A 16,838-nucleotide genomic window follows, 5' to 3' on the forward strand; every position below is an offset into this window, starting at 1 on the left:
GCCACTCGGGTGGCGGCCTCCGCTAGCTCATCGTCACCGAGAAGTCCGACAGCGTGAACCGTGCCTTGCCGCCGCCGGTGGAGCAGAACTCGATGCCGTAGCCGATCTGGTTGATCGTCGGGTTCGGGGGGACCAGGCCCTTGCCGATCGCCCAGGCGATCATCGCCTTCAGGTCCACCGCTCCCGAATACTGCGTCGAGCGGGACACGAACGCCACGTATCCCTCGTCGTCCGCCCAGACGTCGTACGTGAAACCGCCTGCCGTGTACGTCGTCAGCTTCTCGCCCGCCGGGACCTGCTTGTGGTTCTCCGTCCAGACCATCACCTCGGTGACGCCCCGGCCGTTGCCCACGCCGTTCAGCCACAGGTCGTACGCCACGTCGTAGACGCCCGTGCCCGGGCCGCGGCCGGCGAACGTGGATTTGATCACCGAATAGTCGTTGAACGGTTTGCCGTTCAGGTTGTTGATGTCCTTGTGCACGTTCGGATAGGTTTTCACCGACGACGAATCGGGTTGGGTGGAATCGACGTACCAGTTGTCGTACGCGCACGCCCGCAGCGTTTCCGGGCCCGCTTCGCCGGCGTTCCACATGTTGTTGTGGACGTAGTAGCCGCCGTCCGACCAGCCGCCGTCGGGGTCGCTGGTCGTGAACTCCGGGCTGCGGCAGTTGCGCACCGGGCTGGTCGACGGCGCCGGCGGGGTCGACGGAACCGCAGGTCGGGACGTTGGCGACGCCGAAGTGGCCGGTGCGGCAGAAGAAGCGGCAGCCGACCCCGGCGCCACTGACGGCACCGGAGCCGTCAGTGATGCCGGGGTGGCGGCCACCGCCGCGCCGTCGACGGGCGTGCCGCCGCACCCGGCCAGCGCCGGAAAGGAAATCGCCAACAACACGGCCAGCGTTCTTCGTCGCATTTTCCCGCCCGCAGCTGCAATTCCGGCAGAACGAGGCGGAACCCTAACACGGAAATGCGCCGAATCAGTCGGGGTCGAGGTCCTGGGACGTGATCGGCCGGCCCGGCAGGGGCGAACCCGGCCGTGCGCTCAGCCCGTCGATCATGATGCCGACGCAGCGGCGGGCCGCCATCTCGGCCACCTCCGGCGTCTTCGCGCGCGCCTGGCGCAGCAGCGTCGCGAACAGGATCGCGATGTCCCCGGCGCCGACGTCCTCGCGGAGCTTGCCCTCGGCCTGCGCCCCCTCGACGAACCCGTCGAGGACGGCCAGGATGTCGTCGCGCAGCCGGCGGACCTCCGGGTCGTTCTTGAGGATCACCAGCGCCCGGTGCGACACCATCGCCAGCTGGACACTCAGCTGCAGCTCCACCGACTGCCGCAGCAGCCGCTCCAGCGCGTGCCACGACGACGTCTCCTCGGCCGCGATCACGCGCGCGTCGACCAGCACCCGCTCGAAGTTGTCCATGGCGACCGCGCGGACCAGCGCGTCGCGGTCCGGGAAGCGGCGGTACAGCGTGCCGACGCCGACGCCGGCCGCGCGCGCGATCTCCTCCATCGGCACCTCGGGACCGGAAACGGCGAAGATGCTCTTCGCGGCGGCCAGGATCTGGTCGCGGTTGCGCCGCGCGTCCGCCCGCAGGGTGGTCTCGGGGTCTGCCGTCATGCCGTTCGCCTTCCGCTGAATCGCGCGGGGTGATTCTCGCACGGCCGACCGGCCACGCACTGCCTCCTCGAACGGGTAGCCGGCACCTAGTGGACGACTTCCTTCCGCTTCGGTACCTTGGACCAGAGAACCGGAATGTAATCCTCCGCATACTTTCCGTCCGATTTAGGGGGTTCGAAATGACTGAATTGGCCGAGCCTGCGACCCGGGACGAGACCTTCCCGCTGGCCCGCACGTGCCCGTTCTCGCCGCCGCCGGCCTACGAGGAACTCCGCGAAGCGGGTCCCGTCCAGCGCGTCGGGCTGCCCGACGGCTCGGCGGCCTGGGCCATCACCCGCCTGGAGGAAGTCCGGCAGATGCTGACCGACCCGCGGTTCAGCTCCGACCGGTTCAACCCGGGCTTCCCGATCCTCACGAAGGACGGGCGCCCGCAGCGCCGCCGCTTCACCGCCTCGCTGATCAACATGGACCCGCCGGAACACGGCGCGGCCCGGCGGGAGGTCGTCGGCGAGTTCACCGTCAAGCGGATGAAGGCCCTGCAGCCGCGGATCCAGCAGATCGTCGACGAGCACATCGACGCGATGCTGGCCGGCCCGAAGCCCGCCGACCTGGTCTCGGCGCTGTCCCTGCCGGTGCCGTCGCTGGTCATCTGCGAGCAGCTCGGCGTCCCGTACGCCGACCACGACTTCTTCCAGTCGCGCAGCTCCACCCTGCTGAACCGGGAGGTGACGCAGGAAGTGCGGGTGCAGGCCGTCGAGGAACTGCAGAACTACCTCGACGGGCTGGTCGCGGCGAAGGAGGCCGACCCGACCGACGACCTGCTCGGCCGCCAGGTCCTCAAGCAGCGCGAGGAGCACGGCGACGCCGACCACGACTCGCTGGTCTCGCTCGCCTTCCTGCTGCTCCTCGCCGGGCACGAGACGACGGCCAACATGATCTCGCTCGGCACCCTGGCCCTGCTGGAGAACCCGGATCAGCTCGAAATCATCAAGAACGACCCGGGCAAGACGCTCGACGCCGTCGAGGAGCTGCTGCGGTACTTCACCATCGCCGAGTTCGCGACCTCGCGCGTCGCCACCGAGGACGTCGAGATCGGCGGGCAGCTGATCCGCGCGGGCGAAGGCGTGCTCGGCCTGAGCTACTCCGGCAACCGCGACGCGGCCGCGTTCGAAAACCCGGACGAACTGGACATCGAACGCGGCGCCCGCCACCACGTCGCCTTCGGGTTCGGCCCGCACCAGTGCCTCGGCCAGAACCTCGCCCGGATGGAACTGCAGATCGTCTTCGACACCCTCTTCCGCCGCATCCCGGAGCTCAAGCTGGCCGCCCCGGTGGACCAGCTGCCGTTCAAGCACGACTCCTCGATCTTCGGCCTCTACTGCCTGCCCGTGACCTGGTGAGGGAGACGTCATGACCGCGGTCCACGAATTCCCGATGACGCGGACGTGCCCGTTCGCCCCGCCACCGGCGTACGCCGAGATCCGCACGGAAGAGCCGGTCACGCGGGTGCGGCTGCCCGAGGGCAAGCAGGCCTGGGTGGTCAGCAGGCACGAGGACGTCCGGACCGTGCTGAACGACCGGCGGTTCAGCGCCGACCGGCAGCACCCGGACTTCCCGCAGCTGGTGCCGGGCTTCCGGCGGCCGGACGACGAGCGCACCATGATCACCATGGACGCGCCCGAGCACGGGCCGGCCCGCAAGGCCGTGCTCGGCGAGTTCACCGTGCGCCGGATGGAGGCGCTGCGGCCGCGGATCCAGGAGATCGTCGACGCGCAGATCGACGCGCTGCTGGCCGGCCCGAAGCCCGGCGACCTGGTCGAGACGCTGTCGCTGCCGGTGCCGTCGCTGGTCATCTGCGAGATGCTCGGCGTGCCGTACGCCGACCACGACTTCTTCCAGACCCACACGGCGAAGCTGATCAACCGCGACACGCCCCCGCAGGAGCGGCGGGCCGCGGTGGAGGCCGTGCGCGAGTACATGAGCGACCTCATCGCCGGCAAGGAGGACAACCCGCCGGACGACCTGCTCGGCAGGCAGATCGTCAAGCTGCGCGAAGAGGGCACCTACCGGCGGGCGTCGCTGGCCGCGACCGGGTTCCTGCTGCTGGTCGCCGGGCACGAGACGACGGCGAACATGATTTCGCTGGGCACGGTCGGGCTGCTGGAGAACCCGGACCAGCTGGCGCTGATCAGGGACGACCCGGGCAAGACGCTCGACGCCGTCGAGGAGCTGCTGCGGTACTTCACCATCGTCGACGCCGCCACCGCGCGGCTCTGCGTCGAGGACGTCGAGGTCGGCGGGCAGCTGATCCGGGCGGGCGAGGGCGTGCTGGCGCTGGGCTACGCGGCCAACCGCGATCCCGGGGCGTTCGCCGCTCCCGACGAGCTGGACATCGAGCGCGGCGCGCGCCACCACGTCGCCTTCGGGTTCGGCCCGCACCAGTGCCTCGGCCAGAACCTCGCCCGGATGGAGCTGCAGATCGTCTTCGACACGCTCTTCCGCCGGATTCCCGGCTTGCGGCTGGCCGCGCCGGTCGACGACCTGCCGTTCAAGGACGACGCGAACATCTACGGCCTGTACCGGCTGCCGGTGACCTGGTAGAGACGAACTGCCAAACCACCACAGGAGAAGAGGACCATGAAGATCATCGCGGACACCGGCAAGTGCGTCGGCGCCGGTCAGTGCGTACTCACCGAGCCCTCGCTGTTCGACCAGAGCGAGGAGGACGGCACGGTCATCGTGCTCGACGACCAGCCGCAGGGCGAGCTGGTCGAGAAGGCCCGTGAAGCGGTGCACGTCTGCCCGAGCCAGGCCCTCTCCCTGGAGGAGTGACACGCCGTGAGGGCCACCTCGCGGTGGCCCTCACGCGTTACTTGACCGCGCCCATGGACAGGCCGCGGACCAGGTGGTTCTGCGCGATCCAGCCCACGATCATCACCGGCAGCGACGCCAGCAGCGCCGCCGCCGACAGCTGTGCCCAGTACAGGCCCTCGCTGGTGATGAAGCCGACCAGGAACACCGGGACCGTGCCGGCCCGGGCCGCCGTCAGGTTGACCGCGTAGAAGAACTCCGTCCAGGAGAAGATCACGCAGATCAGCGCCGTCGCCGCGATCCCGGGCGCCACCACCGGCATGATGATCTTGCGCAGCAGCGTCGGCAGGTTGGCGCCGTCGATGCGGCCCGCCTCGATCATCTCGTGCGGCACTTCCAGGAAGAACGACCGCATCATCCAGATGGCCAGCGGCAGGTTCATCGACGTGTACAGGATGACCAGCGCCCACACCGTGTCGAGCAGCTCGGTGTTCTGCGAGATCACGTACAGCGGGATGATCGCCGCCACGATCGGCAGCATCTTCGTCGACAGGAAGAACCCGAGCGCGTTCGACGTGCCCTTGACCGGCGCCAGCGACAGCGCGTACGCCGCCGGGACGCCCAGCAACAGCACCAGCAGCGTGGAGAGGATCGTGACGAACGCCGAGTTCGACAAGTACGGCAGGAAGCCGCCGCCCAGGACGTTGCCGAGCTGTTCGAACGTCGGGGTGAAGAACAGCTTCGGCGGGTCGGTGTAGGCGTCCGCCTCCTGCTTGAACGCCGTGAGGATCATCCACAGCAGCGGGAAGACGAACAGGATCGCGATCACCCAGGTCGCGACGGTCAGCGACCCCTTGCCGTACTGCCTCTTGCGGGGCGCCACGGTGGTCATTTGATCCCTCCGCTCACCGAGAAGGTCCGGAACATCAGGCGCAGCGCGAAGGTCGCGACGATCATCGTCAGGATGACCACGACCACGCCCATCGCCGAAGACTGGCCGACGTCGAAGCCCTCGAACGCGCGCTGGTAGATGTAGTACGGCAGGTTGGTGCTCGCCGTGCCCGGGCCGCCCTGTGTCATCAGGAAGATGGCGTCGAAGCTGTTCACGATGTAGATCGCGCCCAGCAGGGTGGCCAGCTGCAGGAACCGGGACAGGTGCGGCAGCGTGATGGAGACGAACGTCCGCCACCGGCCCGCACCGTCCACATTGGCCGCTTCGAGGACGTCCTTGGCCTGGCTCTGCAGGCCCGCGAGGATCAGCAGCATCATGAACGGCGTCCACTGCCACACGATCTGCGCCATCACCGACGCCAGCGGGAACTCGGACAGCCAGTCGACGTCGGTGCCGAAGACGAAGTGCAGCAGCCCGTAGGTCGGGTCGAACATCGTCGTCTTCCACAGCAGCGCGCCGGCCGCCGGCAGGATCAGGAACGGCGTGATCAGCAGCGTCCGGACGACGCCGCGGCCGAGGAACTTGCGGTCGAGCAGGATGGCCAGGCCGAGGCCGAGCAGCAACGCGACGAACACGCACACCACGGTCAGCAGCACCGTGTTGAGCAGCGCGACCAGGAACGTCGTGTCGCTGAAGACGTCGACGTAGTTCTGCAGGCCGACGAACTGCCGTGAGCCGGGCCGGACCAGGTTCCACGACTGGAACGAGTAGAACACGGTGAGCACGAACGGCAGCTGCGTCACCGCGATGACGAAGATCAGCGCGGGCAGCAGCGGCAGCCGCCGCTTGGCCGCGGTGCTCAGGCCGCGTTTCTCCGCGACCTTCGCCTTCGCCTGGGACGTGGGGGTGGATACGGAGAGCGTGGACATCACTGCACCGCCTTGTACGAGTCGCCCACGGTTTGCGCGTAGTCCTGGGACTGCTTCAGCGCGTCTTCGACGGATTCGCGGCCGGCGATCGCCGCCGACAGCTGCTGGCTCACCCGGGTGCCCAGGTCCTGGAACTCGGGGATGCCGACGAACTGGATGCCGGGGTAGGGCACCGGGTTCGCCATGACTTTCTGCTGGTTCGCTTCCGCGATGCCGTCCAAAGTGGGCTTCGCGTAGGCCTTAGCCGCGTCGGCGTACTCGGGGATCGCGTACGTCGACTGGCGGACGCCCGGCGGGACGCGGTTCCAGCCGTAGGTCTGGCCGACCTTCTGCACGTACGCCTTGTCGGTCATCCAGGCCATGAACTTCCAGGCCGCGTCCTTGTCCTTGGCCACCTTCGGGATCCCGAGCGCCCAGGTGTAGAGCCAGCCACTCGCCTGCGTCTTGACGACCGGCGCGGGCGCGTAGCCGGACTTGCCGACGATCTTGCTGCTCGACGGGTCCTCGTTGGTGCCCGCCATGACCGTCGCGTCGTACCACATCGCCGCGTTGCCTTGGGTGTAGCGCGTGCCACACTCGGAGAACCCGGCGCTGGAGGCACCGACTTCGCCGTGCTCGCGGATGAGGTTGACGTAGAACTTCGCGGCCTCGGTGAACTCCGGCGACGTCAGCTTGGCGTTCCAGCCCTGGTCGAACCACTGCGCACCGAAGGTGTTGGCCACCGTGGTGAAGGGCGCGAGGCTCTCGCCCCAGCCGGGTTTGCCGCGCAGGCAGATCCCGGCGATCCCGGCCGCCTTGTCGTCGAGCTTCGCGGCGAAGTCCGCGATCTGCTGCCAGGTCGGCTTGGCCGGCATGGTCAGCCCGGCCTTGTCGAAGAGGTCCTTGCGGTAGGCCAGGAACGACGACTCGCCGTAGAACGGCACCGCGTACATCTGGTTCTGGTACGACAGCGACTGCTTGATGCTGGGGATGAAGTCGCCTTCGTCGTAGCCGGGGGTGGCCGCCATGTGCGGTTCGAGGTTCTCGAGCCAGCCGTTGGCCGCCCACTGCGGCGCCTCGTAGTTGCTGATCATGACGACGTCGAACTCGCCGCCCTCGGTGGCGGTCGACGCGGTGATCTTCGCGCGGGCCTGGTTCTCCGGCAGGGACACGAACTTCAGGCCGATGCCGGTGGCCTTCTCGAACTCCGGCGCGAGCGCGATGGCGTCCTTCATCTGCGGGTTGGACACGATGGCGATGACGAGCGTGCTGTTGCCGGTGCCGAGCGAGCCCGCGCCCGCGCAGCCCGTGGCCAGCAACGACGTCGCCGCGAGGAGGGTGAGGAGCTTACGCACGGCCACCTCCGGGGAGGACTTGCACCTTGAGGCCCGAACCGCTGCGCATCTTGGCCAGCGCCTCGGGGTACTGCTCCAGCGGCAGGGTGTCGGTGAGCAGGGCGTCGGTGTCGATCGCGCCGCTCGCCACCAGGTCGAGGGCAGCGCCGAAGCTGTGCAGCACGGCCATCGAGCCGACGACGGTGATCTCGTCGTTGTAGATGCGGAACGGCGAAAGCGCGACGCGGGCTTCGGCCGGCGCGACGCCGAAGACGAGCAGCCGTCCCCCGCGCCGGATCGAGTCGAAGGCGGCTTCGATGGCGGGTGCGGCGCCGGTGCAGTCGACGGCGACGTCGAACTTCTCGCCGTTGAGATCGCCTACGTCTTTTGCGGTGCCGACCGCACCGAGGGTCTTCGCGCGGGGCAGCCGGGCTTCGTTGCGGTCGACCACGGTGACGTGGGCGCCCGAGCGCTGCAGCAGCTGCTGCATGATCAGGCCCATGGTCCCGGCGCCGACGACGAGGAAGCGTTCGCCGGCTTCGACGCCGACGCGGCGAACCCCGTGCACCGCACAGGAAACCGGCTCGACGAGCGCGCCCTGTTCCCACGTCATCGCGTCCGGCATGCGGTAGCAGGTGGACGACGGGACGGCGACGTACTCGGCGAAGGCGCCGTTGACGGTGTCGCCGGTGGCGCCCCAGTTCGCGCAGAGGTTGCCGTGGCCGGCGCGGCACGGGCCGCAGTAGCCGCAGAACAGGGACGGGTCGACGGCCACCCGGTCGCCGACCTTCCACTCGCCCGGCACGTCGGCGCCGAGCTCGACGATCTCCCCGGCGAACTCGTGCCCGGGGACGATCGGGTACGGCGTGGGCGGGAAGTGCCCGTCCGCGATGTGCAGGTCGGTGCCGCAGATGCCGCACGCTCCGACCTTGACGACGACCTCGTGTTCCCCGGGTTTCGGATCGGGCACCTCGCCGACCCTGATCTCACCGGGCCGGTCGACGATGGCGGCACGCATGCCTTGCCCCTTTCTCGCGCTCAAACGAGCAACTTTGACCTATCGCGTCGAGAACATGTGAAGGCATTACAGGTCTGACGTCGGCGTTACGTCAACCTTTCGGCTGGATTTCGCGCTAGAATGCTCATATGAGCGCTTCTCGCAAGGGCGCTTCGCTCACTGAAGCGATGCTGCTCGCCACCGTCGCCCGGCGCTTCTACGTGCAGGGACGCTCCAAGCTGGAGATCGCCGACGAGTTCGGCGTCAGCCGGTTCAAGGTGGCGCGGATGCTCGACACGGCCATGGAGTCCGGCCTGGTCAGGGTGGAGTTCTCGCTGCCTGCGCCGGTCGACCTGGCGCTGTCGGACGAGGTGCGCTCGGCGTATGGCCTGAAGCGGGCCCTGGTGCTCGAACGCTCAACCGAGCGCGAGCCGAAGGAGGTCGTCCGGGCGAAGATCGGCGCACTGGCGGCCCGGTTGCTGGAGGAGATCGCGGTCCCGTCCGACGTCATCGGGCTGTCGTGGGCGCGGTCGGTGAACGCGATGACGGAGGCGGTCCGGTCGCTGCCGCGCTGCCCGATCGTCCAGCTGTGCGGGGTGCAGGCCGGGATGGACATGCGCGGCCGTTCGGTGGAGACGGTCAGCCGCGTGACGTCGGTGTCCGGCGGCGACGCGTACCCGATCTTCGGGCCGCTGGTGCTGCCGGACCGCCGGACGACGGAGACGTTGCGCCGTCAGCCGGGGATCGCGGAGACCTTCGGCCAGTTCCGTCTGTTGACGAAGGCGGTCGTCAGCATCGGCGCGTGGCAGCCGGGCGAGTCCACGGTGTACGACGCGCTGGACGAGGCCGAGCGCGCGGCGATCGCGGCCCGCGGAGCGACGGCGGAGGTCGCGGCGCGGCTGTTCGACGTCTCGGGAAACGCTCTCTCGACCGGCTTGGCCCACCACGTCCTGGCGATCAGCCACGAGGAGCTGATGGCCGTGCCGGAGGTGATCGCCCTGGGCTACAGCCGTCCGAAAGCGGCGGCGGTGGACGCCGTGTTGCGGTCCGGGATGGTTTCGACGCTCATCACGGACGCGGCCGCGGCAGTCCCGTTGCTGGCGCTGGCGGCGAAGAACCCACCGCGCTGATACTCCTCCGGGAGTACCTCGCCCCTGCCTCCGTACTTCGCCGGGCGCACTCCGGCGTCGTGCGGGTCCGGGGCGAAGCCCGGGTCGCGCCCGATGTGCGCGTGGGTCGTCTTGGCGAACCTGGAACCCATGAAGACTTCTCCCCGCTGGCGCCAGGCCGTCGTCTGGCTCCACGTCGTTTCCTCGGTGGCGTGGATGAGCCAGGCCCTGGCTCTCGTCGTGCTCATGTCGTCGGGTGCGCCCGCGATGGCCGAACGGCTCGACTCCGTCCTGCTCGCGCCGATGGCGAACGTGTCCGCCTTCACCGGCCTGCTGCTCGCCGGCGCGACGGCGTGGGGCTACTTCCGGCACTGGTGGGTGCTCACGAAGTTCGCGCTGACGCTGGCGCAGCTCTACGCCGGGATTTTCCTGCTGTCCCGGGCCCTGCGGGCATCGGCGGACACCTCGGTGGTCGCCTGGCAGCAGGTCGCCGGGGCCTCCCTGATGGCGAGTGCGCTCGCGTTCCAGGCGTGGCTTTCGGTCGCGAAACCGGGGAAGAAGACGCCGTGGTCGCCGTCCGCGAAGCCGCCGGCCGCTCCTACCTGGGTGTTCGTGGCGGGCATCGCCGCCCCGGTCGTCGACGTCGCCGCCGGGATCACCCTCGGCTACCCGCTGCCGGCCCTGGAGCTGATCATGCTGATCGTTCTGCTCGGGTTTGAGCGGCGACGACGGCGTCGCCGTGCTCAGCAGCCCAGCGGCCGAACCCCTCGATCGGCTCCAGCAGCGTCTCGCCCAACGGTGTGAGCGCGTACGCGCCTTCGCGGCGCTCGACGAGACCGTCGGACTCCAGGCGCCGCACGGTTTCCGTGAGCACCTTGGCGCTGATGCCGCCGATCGTGCGCCGCAGGTCGGCGTGCCGCCGCGGGCCGTCGCGCAACGCCCACAGCACCACCGGGTTCCACGTGTTGGCGACCAGGTCGAAGGCGAGCCGCGTGCGGCAGTCCGCGAGGAAGTCCATGGTTACCGTTCGGTTCCTTCCCGGGTTCCTACCGTCGTGCTGGTACCAGCCAAGCACAAGGAGGACGCATGCGGATCGGGATCTTCGGCACGGGCGGGATGGCGGACGCGCTGGGCACGCAGTGGGCACGCCACGACCTCATGGTGAGCGGCCGGTCCGACCCCGCCCCGCTGGCCGAGCGGCTCGGCGCGGCGACCGGAACGTGGCGCGAGACGGCCGCCTTCGCCGACGTGCTGCTGCTGGCCGTCCCCGCCGTCGCGATCGGCGAGGTGCTCGCCGAGGCGGGCCCGCTCGCCGGGAAGGTGCTGGTGGACTGCACCAACGACCCCGGACTGACGGGCGCCCCGGTGGCGTCGCGGATCGCCACGGACGCTCACGTGGTGAAGGCGTTCAACCTCGCCCACGTCGATGTCTGGCGAATGACGCCGCCGGCGTTCGACGGCCGCCCGCTGTCGGTCCCGTTGTGCGGCGACGACCCGGCGGCCCTCGAGGCCGTCAGCACGCTGGTGCGCGACATCGGCGCCAAGCCGGTCCACGCGGGCGGCCTCGACCGCGCGGCCCTGCTGGAGGCCACGGCGGCGTTCGCCATCGGGCTCTGGTTCGCCGGCGAAGACGCCCAGGCGATCCTGACCCCGATCGCCCCTACAAGATGATGATGTATTCCACCATGGTCCCCTCCTGGGTCGCGAAGCGTCCACGCTAACGCGAAACCACGCCGCCGGGTTGCGCTCATCGGCGCAACTCGGTCAGTGCGCGCCCACCTCGGTCACCCGGACGACCGCCATCCCGGCCTCGTCCGACGCGGCCAGGTCGACCTCGGCGCTGATGCCCCAGTCGTGGTCGCCGGCCGGGTCGTCGAAGATCTGGCGCACCTTCCAGACGTCCGGCTGCTGCTCGATCATCAGCAGCTGCGGGCCGCGGGCGTCCGGGCCGGTGCCGAGCGTCTCGTACTCCTCGAAGTAGTCCTCGATCGCTTCCTGCCACGCGTCGGCGTCCCAGCCCGAAGCCGCGTCCAGCTCGCCGAGCGGGAACCACGCCCGGCGCGCGAACAGCTCGACCCGGCGGAACAGCTCGTTGCGGACCAGGACGCGGAACGCGCGCTCGTTGCGGGTGACGGCCGGCGGTTCGGACGGCGGCCGCGTCGAGACCGGCCCCTCCTCGGTGGGGTGCCGCAGCGCTTCCCACTCGTCGAGCAGGCTCGAGTCGACCTGGCGGACGAGCTCGCCGAGCCACTCGATGAGGTCCTGCAGCGGCTCGGTCTTGGCTTCGTCCGGGACGGTGTGGCGCAGGGCGTCGTAGACGTCGGCGAGGTAGCGCAGCACCAGGCCTTCGGAGCGGGCCAGCTGGTAGAAGCCGATGTACTCGACGAAGTTCATCGCGCGCTCGTACATGTCCCGCACGACCGACTTCGGCGACAGCTCGTAGTCGGCGACCCACGGGTGGCCTTGCCGGTAGCTGTGGAACGCGCCCTGCAGCAGCTCTTCCAGGGGCTTCGGGTAGCTGATGTTCTCGAGGAGCTCCATGCGTTCGTCGTATTCGATGCCTTCGGCCTTCATGGCCTGGACGGCCTCGCCGCGGGCCTTGAACTGCTGCTGCGACAGGACCGGCCGCGGGTTGTCCACAGTGGATTCCACAATAGACACGACGTCGAGCGGGTAGGACGGCGATTCCATGTCCAGGAGCTCGATCGCGGCGAGCGCGAACGGCGAAAGGGGCTGGTTGAGCGCGAAGTCGAACTGGAGGTCGACGGTGAGCCGGATGATCCGGCCTTGTTCGTCCGGTTCGGACAGTCGTTCGACGACGCCGGCGGCGAGCAGCGCGCGGTAGATCGCGATGGCGCGCAGGATGAGCTTGCGCTGGGACGCGCGGTCCTCGTGGTTGTCCTCGAGGAGGTGGCGCATCGAGTCGAAGGCGTTGCCCGGCCGCGAGATCACGTTGAGCAGCATCGAGTGCGAGACCTTGAAGCTGGACGTCAGCGGCTCGGGGTCGGCCGCGATGAGCCGGTCGAACGTGCTCTCGGTCCAGTTGACGAACCCTTCCGGGGCTTTCTTCCGGACGATCTTCTTTTTCTTCTTCGGGTCGTCGCCGGCCTTCTCGAGGGCCTTGGCGTTCTCGACGACGTGGTCGGGCGCCTGGACGACGACGTAGCCGTCGGTGTCGTAGCCGGCGCGCCCGGCCCGGCCGGCGATCTGGTGGAACTCGCGCGCCTTGAGGTGGCGCTGGCGGACGCCGTCGTACTTCGTGAGCGCGGAGAAGACCACCGTCCGGATGGGGACGTTGATGCCGACGCCGAGGGTGTCGGTCCCGCAGATCACCTTGAGCAGCCCGGACTGGGCGAGGGTCTCGACCAATCGACGGTACTTGGGCAGCATCCCGGCGTGGTGGACGCCGATGCCGTGGCGGACCAGCCGCGAGAGCGTCTTGCCGAAGCCGGCGGCGAACCGGAAGTCGCCGATCAGCTCGGCGATGGCCTCCTTCTCGGCCTTCGACGTGACGTTGATGCTCATCAGCGTCTGCGCCCGCTCGATGGCCGCGGCCTGCGAGAAGTGCACGACGTAGACGGGCGCCTGACCGCCGTTGAGCAGCTCGGACATGGTCTCGTGCAGCGGCGTCAGCGCGTAGCGGAAGGTGAGCGGGACCGGGCGCTGCGCCGACGTGACCACCGCGGTCGGGCGGCCGGTGCGGCGGGTGAGGTCCTTCTCGAAGAAGGAGACGTCGCCGAGGGTCGCCGACATCAGGACGAACTGGGCGTTCGGCAGCTCCAGCAGCGGCACCTGCCAGGCCCAGCCGCGGTCGGGCTCGGAGTAGAAGTGGAACTCGTCGGCCACGACCTGCCCGACCGGGGCGTCGGCACCGAACCGCAACGCGATGTTCGCCAGGATTTCGGCCGTGCAGCAGATGATCGGCGCGTCCGGGTTGACGCTGGAGTCGCCGGTCATCATCCCGACGTTGTCGGCGCCGAAGATGTCGATGAGCTGGAAGAACTTCTCCGAGACGAGGGCCTTGATGGGCGCGGTGTAGTAGCTGCGGCGGCCCTGGGCGAGCGCGGTGAAGTGCGCGCCGACGGCGACGAGGCTCTTCCCGGAGCCGGTCGGCGTCGAAAGGATGACGTTCGATCCGGAGACGACCTCCATCACCGCCTCCTCCTGCGCCGGGTACAGCTCGATGCCCCGTTCGGCCGTCCAGGTGGTGAAGGCTTCGAAGAGGGCGTCGGGGTCGGGATCCGCAGGCAGGAGGTCTGTGAGAGTCATCAGGCGTCCATCGTGCCATCCGCTCGTCGCAAAGTCGGCAGGGGCGATCGCATCGCGAGTGGGAAACCCGTAGGCTTCGCGGTACCGCGCGTCGACTGGGTGATCCTTCCGGTCCCGCGCGCACACGGGCGGTACTCCGGAGGGCTTAGGAATGGCACAGGACATCATCCCGATCGAACTCGGCCTGCCGCAGGGCGACGTCGTCACCCTGTGGGCGCCGCGCTGGCGGGAAGACGGCGAGGAGTGGGAAGCGTTCCTCGGCGACGAGGACGACCTGTACGCCTTCGCCGATGCCGCCCACCTGGCCGCGTTCGTGCGCACGTCCGAGCGGCACGACCTGCTCGACCACCCGGCCTGGGACGCGGTGCCGTCGCTGAACGTGCCCGAGCTGATCCCGGACGAGGACCACACGTACGACCTCGTCGGCGTGCCGGAGCTGGTCGCCGAGGAGCCGGACGTCTGGCACATCGCGGAGCTGGCGGAGATCGTCGGCATCGTGCGGTCGCTCGCCGACGTGTGCGACCTCGAGGAGGTCCACGAGATCCTCGACTCGACCGAGGGCTTCTCGCTGCTCGACCAGGGCACGCTGCCGTTCACCGGGAGCGTCGGCATCCAGGTGTGGAACGACCTGTCCGAGACGGTGTCGCAGAAGTGGGACACCGTGCTCGACGCGATCGACGGCCTGGTGACCCAGCCGGAGGTCGACGAGAAGGTGCTGGAGCAGACGGCCGAGGAGCTGGCCGCGTTCCACGAGGAGTCCGCGGAGGCCGAGGCCGGCGCCGAGGGCGAAGAGGACCTCGAGGCGCTCTCGGACGACTCCGCTTCGGAGGAAGAAGAGGGCCCGGTCGGCTTCTGGGCCGAGGTCGGCATCGACCCGATCAAGATCATCACGTCGGGCGCGGAGTACTACACGCTGCGCTGCTACCTCGACGACGCCCCGGTGTTCCTGGGCAGCGAGGGCGAGATCGACGTGTTCACGTCTCCGAGCGCGCTCGCCAGGGCCCTGGCCGACGGCAAGGACCTGGCCGACACGGACCTCGCGGACGTGTCCACGTGGGACGAGGTCCTGGCCAAGGCGACGGCGGGCGAGCTCGAGATCGAGGTCGACCCGGAGAACACGTACGTCCTGACGGGCCTGGACGCGGACATCGCGGAGGGCCCGGAGTCGATCGACCCGACCCAGCTGGAGCTGGCGGTCGAGCTGATCACGGACGCGGCGGAGTGGGCAGGCGACGAATCGGCCGAGACGGCACTGGCGAGCAACGAAAGCCTGGGCTGGCTGGTGTCGTTCGTCCTGCGCCCGGACCCGACGCGCCTGGAGCCGTCGGCCCCGTTCGACGCCGAGCAGGGCGCGTGGCGCAAGCTGGTCGAAACTTTCGAGAACCGCCTGACGGTGGCTTGAGTTTTCTTCCGAAGGCCGCCTCCCGCGGGTTGGGAGGCGGCCTTCGCCGTGTCCGGGGTCCCGCGATGTCATGAAAGAGTCGTTCATGACATCTGACGCCGTGAACGGGTCGTTCATGACATCCTCGCTCGGCCGGACCGCTCCACAGTCCCGGCCGGTTGTGGACAAGTCGGCCGGCCGCGGCTTCGGCGACCGGTTTCCGTCGTAGGCGGCCGATACGCTGGACTCGGGGGGCGCCCCCGCGGGCGGTCAGTCTCGTTGGTGCTCGGCGCGGACCGGGACCACCAGCACCGCCAGGGCCGGGAAGACCGCCGCCACGCAGAAGGCGAGTGCGTACCTGCTGTCGCCGATCACCAGGCCCAGCAGGGGCGGGGTCAGGGAGGCCGCGATGTTCTGGCCCGTGTTCTGCGTGCCCATCGCGCGGCCCGACCACGCCAAGCCCGCCAGCTCGGCCGAGGCCGTGAAGCCCAGGCCGTTGTCCGCCACCGTGATCACCCCCGCCAGTGCCAGCGCCAGCAGCACCAGCCACGGCCAGGACGCGTCGCCCAACGCGACCAGGAGCATGACCAGGCAGCTCAAGACCGCCAGTACCCGCATCGGGCGCAGCCGGCTGCCGACACGGTCGGACCACCACCCCGACCCGAGCCGCCCCAGGGCGCCCAGTACCTGGACCACCGCCAGGTACCAGCCCGCCGACAAGGCGCTCCAGTGCTGCACCGCCACCAGGTACACCGGCGCGAACGCCGACACCGCGAACTGCGGAACCACCAGCAGCGCGCTCGCCCCGTGCACCCGCCACAGCGCCGCGTGCCGGTACGGAGACGCGCCCGCCGAGTGAGCCACGCGAGGCGGGCGCGGCGGGTCCGTCACCAGCCACGCCACCAGCAGCGCCACCGCGATCGCCAGCCCGGCCGGCAGCAGGACCGCCGCCCGGAAGCCGTGGTGCGCGGCCAGCGGCGGCAGCCCCAGCGCCGCGACGCCGACGCCGAGGGGCTGGGCCGTCTGGCGGATCCCCATCGCCACGCCCCGCTCGGACTTCGCGAACCAGCCCATCACGACGCGACCGCTCGCCGCGTTCACCGAAGCCGTACAGGCGCCGGCCGCCAAGAACACCCCAAAGAGGAGCCCGACCGGGTGATTTCCTATCCCGGCGTACACCAGGAGTAACCCCGAGACGCCCAGGCCAAGGGCCATGATGAGGCGCTCTCCGTAACGGTCCGCAGCCGCGCCCCACACGATCAGGGTGAACAACAACCCGATGCTCGGCGCCGCGACGACCGTGCCCGCCTCGGCCAGCGTCAGCCCCTCGGCCGCACGCATCGCCGGGACCAGGAACGGGATGCCGTAGAGGAACGAGCAGCTCGCGGTCTGCGCGGCGAGCCCGAGCGCGAGGATGAGCCACCTCCGCCGGCTCGACGAAACCTGCTCCCCCGCACCGCTCGCGACCTGCGCCATCTTCGCACCGTCTCAAATTATGAGAAGTTGTTCCTACATGGTGAA

The 16,838-nt window shown here is 69.5% G+C and carries 16 protein-coding genes; 7 read left to right on the forward strand and 9 right to left on the reverse strand.

The genetic code is table 11. From position 1 onward, the window contains the following. Window positions 1-22: 22 nt before the first annotated feature. Together BLW76_RS04320 and BLW76_RS04325 are read right to left on the reverse strand one after the other, a co-directional pair. Window positions 23-676, reverse strand: coding sequence for a GH12 family glycosyl hydrolase domain-containing protein (locus tag BLW76_RS04320; protein ID WP_244170038.1), 654 nt, complete (start codon window positions 674-676; stop codon window positions 23-25). Window positions 677-977: 301 nt separating this feature from the next. Then, the gene (locus tag BLW76_RS04325) at window positions 978-1,616 is read right to left on the reverse strand and encodes a TetR/AcrR family transcriptional regulator (protein WP_091304543.1); all 639 of its coding nucleotides are present in this window, start codon (window positions 1,614-1,616) and stop codon (window positions 978-980) included. A gap of 179 nt (window positions 1,617-1,795) precedes the next feature. Here BLW76_RS04325 and BLW76_RS04330 point away from each other — a divergent pair, with 179 nt between their 5' ends. Genes BLW76_RS04330 through BLW76_RS04340 form a run of 3 tightly spaced genes read left to right on the forward strand, consistent with a single transcriptional unit; the run spans window position 1,796 to window position 4,448 of the window. Beyond that, window positions 1,796-3,016, forward strand: a complete 1,221-nt coding sequence (locus BLW76_RS04330) for a cytochrome P450 (RefSeq protein ID WP_091304544.1) — start codon at window positions 1,796-1,798, stop codon at window positions 3,014-3,016. A gap of 10 nt (window positions 3,017-3,026) precedes the next feature. Then, on the forward strand, window positions 3,027-4,217 hold the full coding sequence (locus BLW76_RS04335) for a cytochrome P450 (protein WP_091304545.1): 1,191 nt from the start codon (window positions 3,027-3,029) through the stop codon (window positions 4,215-4,217). 36 nt (window positions 4,218-4,253) lie between these two features. Continuing rightward, window positions 4,254-4,448, forward strand: coding sequence for a ferredoxin (locus tag BLW76_RS04340; protein ID WP_091304546.1), 195 nt, complete (start codon window positions 4,254-4,256; stop codon window positions 4,446-4,448). Between the two features lie 37 nt (window positions 4,449-4,485). Here BLW76_RS04340 and BLW76_RS04345 read toward each other — a convergent pair whose 3' ends face one another. The 4 genes from BLW76_RS04345 to BLW76_RS04360 are packed head-to-tail and all read right to left on the reverse strand — an operon-like array spanning window position 4,486 to window position 8,579. Further along, the gene (locus BLW76_RS04345; RefSeq protein ID WP_091304547.1) at window positions 4,486-5,319 is read right to left on the reverse strand and encodes a carbohydrate ABC transporter permease; all 834 of its coding nucleotides are present in this window, start codon (window positions 5,317-5,319) and stop codon (window positions 4,486-4,488) included. Further along, window positions 5,316-6,248 carry a carbohydrate ABC transporter permease gene (locus tag BLW76_RS04350; RefSeq protein WP_091304548.1) on the reverse strand — a complete coding sequence of 311 codons (933 nt, stop codon included), beginning with the start codon at window positions 6,246-6,248 and terminating at the stop codon, window positions 5,316-5,318. The genes BLW76_RS04345 and BLW76_RS04350 overlap by 4 nt, the downstream gene beginning before the upstream one ends. Next, on the reverse strand, window positions 6,248-7,588 hold the full coding sequence (locus tag BLW76_RS04355) for an ABC transporter substrate-binding protein (protein ID WP_091304549.1): 1,341 nt from the start codon (window positions 7,586-7,588) through the stop codon (window positions 6,248-6,250). The genes BLW76_RS04350 and BLW76_RS04355 overlap by 1 nt, the downstream gene beginning before the upstream one ends. Next, complete coding sequence (locus BLW76_RS04360; RefSeq protein ID WP_091304550.1) at window positions 7,575-8,579, reverse strand: zinc-dependent alcohol dehydrogenase family protein; 1,005 nt, start codon at window positions 8,577-8,579, stop codon at window positions 7,575-7,577. The genes BLW76_RS04355 and BLW76_RS04360 overlap by 14 nt, the downstream gene beginning before the upstream one ends. A 128-nt stretch (window positions 8,580-8,707) precedes the next feature. Here BLW76_RS04360 and BLW76_RS04365 point away from each other — a divergent pair, with 128 nt between their 5' ends. Both BLW76_RS04365 and BLW76_RS04370 read left to right on the forward strand, forming a co-directional pair. Then, a complete protein-coding gene (locus tag BLW76_RS04365) occupies window positions 8,708-9,688 on the forward strand; it encodes a sugar-binding transcriptional regulator (protein WP_091304551.1) in 981 nt (326 codons plus the stop codon). Window positions 9,689-9,817: 129 nt separating this feature from the next. Further along, window positions 9,818-10,471, forward strand: coding sequence for a hypothetical protein (locus tag BLW76_RS04370; protein ID WP_091304755.1), 654 nt, complete (start codon window positions 9,818-9,820; stop codon window positions 10,469-10,471). Here the strand turns inward: BLW76_RS04370 and BLW76_RS04375 are convergent. Then, window positions 10,359-10,685: a winged helix-turn-helix transcriptional regulator gene (locus tag BLW76_RS04375; protein ID WP_091304552.1), complete on the reverse strand. Its 327-nt coding sequence runs from the start codon at window positions 10,683-10,685 to the stop codon at window positions 10,359-10,361. The two genes, BLW76_RS04370 and BLW76_RS04375, sit on opposite strands and share 113 nt — an antisense overlap. 68 nt (window positions 10,686-10,753) lie before the next feature. Between BLW76_RS04375 and BLW76_RS04380 the strand changes: the two genes are divergently transcribed. Beyond that, window positions 10,754-11,338, forward strand: a complete 585-nt coding sequence (locus BLW76_RS04380; RefSeq protein WP_091304553.1) for an NADPH-dependent F420 reductase — start codon at window positions 10,754-10,756, stop codon at window positions 11,336-11,338. A gap of 93 nt (window positions 11,339-11,431) precedes the next feature. On the opposite strand, the gene BLW76_RS04385 is transcribed toward BLW76_RS04380, so the two are convergent. Beyond that, complete coding sequence (locus BLW76_RS04385; protein WP_091304554.1) at window positions 11,432-13,936, reverse strand: DEAD/DEAH box helicase; 2,505 nt, start codon at window positions 13,934-13,936, stop codon at window positions 11,432-11,434. Between the two features lie 151 nt (window positions 13,937-14,087). Here BLW76_RS04385 and BLW76_RS04390 point away from each other — a divergent pair, with 151 nt between their 5' ends. Beyond that, the gene (locus BLW76_RS04390) at window positions 14,088-15,338 is read left to right on the forward strand and encodes a primosomal protein (RefSeq protein WP_091304555.1); all 1,251 of its coding nucleotides are present in this window, start codon (window positions 14,088-14,090) and stop codon (window positions 15,336-15,338) included. 249 nt (window positions 15,339-15,587) lie between these two features. Here BLW76_RS04390 and BLW76_RS04395 read toward each other — a convergent pair whose 3' ends face one another. Further along, the gene (locus BLW76_RS04395) at window positions 15,588-16,793 is read right to left on the reverse strand and encodes an MFS transporter (RefSeq protein WP_091304556.1); all 1,206 of its coding nucleotides are present in this window, start codon (window positions 16,791-16,793) and stop codon (window positions 15,588-15,590) included. Between the last annotated feature and the right edge of the window lie 45 nt (window positions 16,794-16,838).

It is taken from the genome of Amycolatopsis tolypomycina, from assembly GCF_900105945.1.
Classification (GTDB): domain Bacteria; phylum Actinomycetota; class Actinomycetes; order Mycobacteriales; family Pseudonocardiaceae; genus Amycolatopsis; species Amycolatopsis tolypomycina.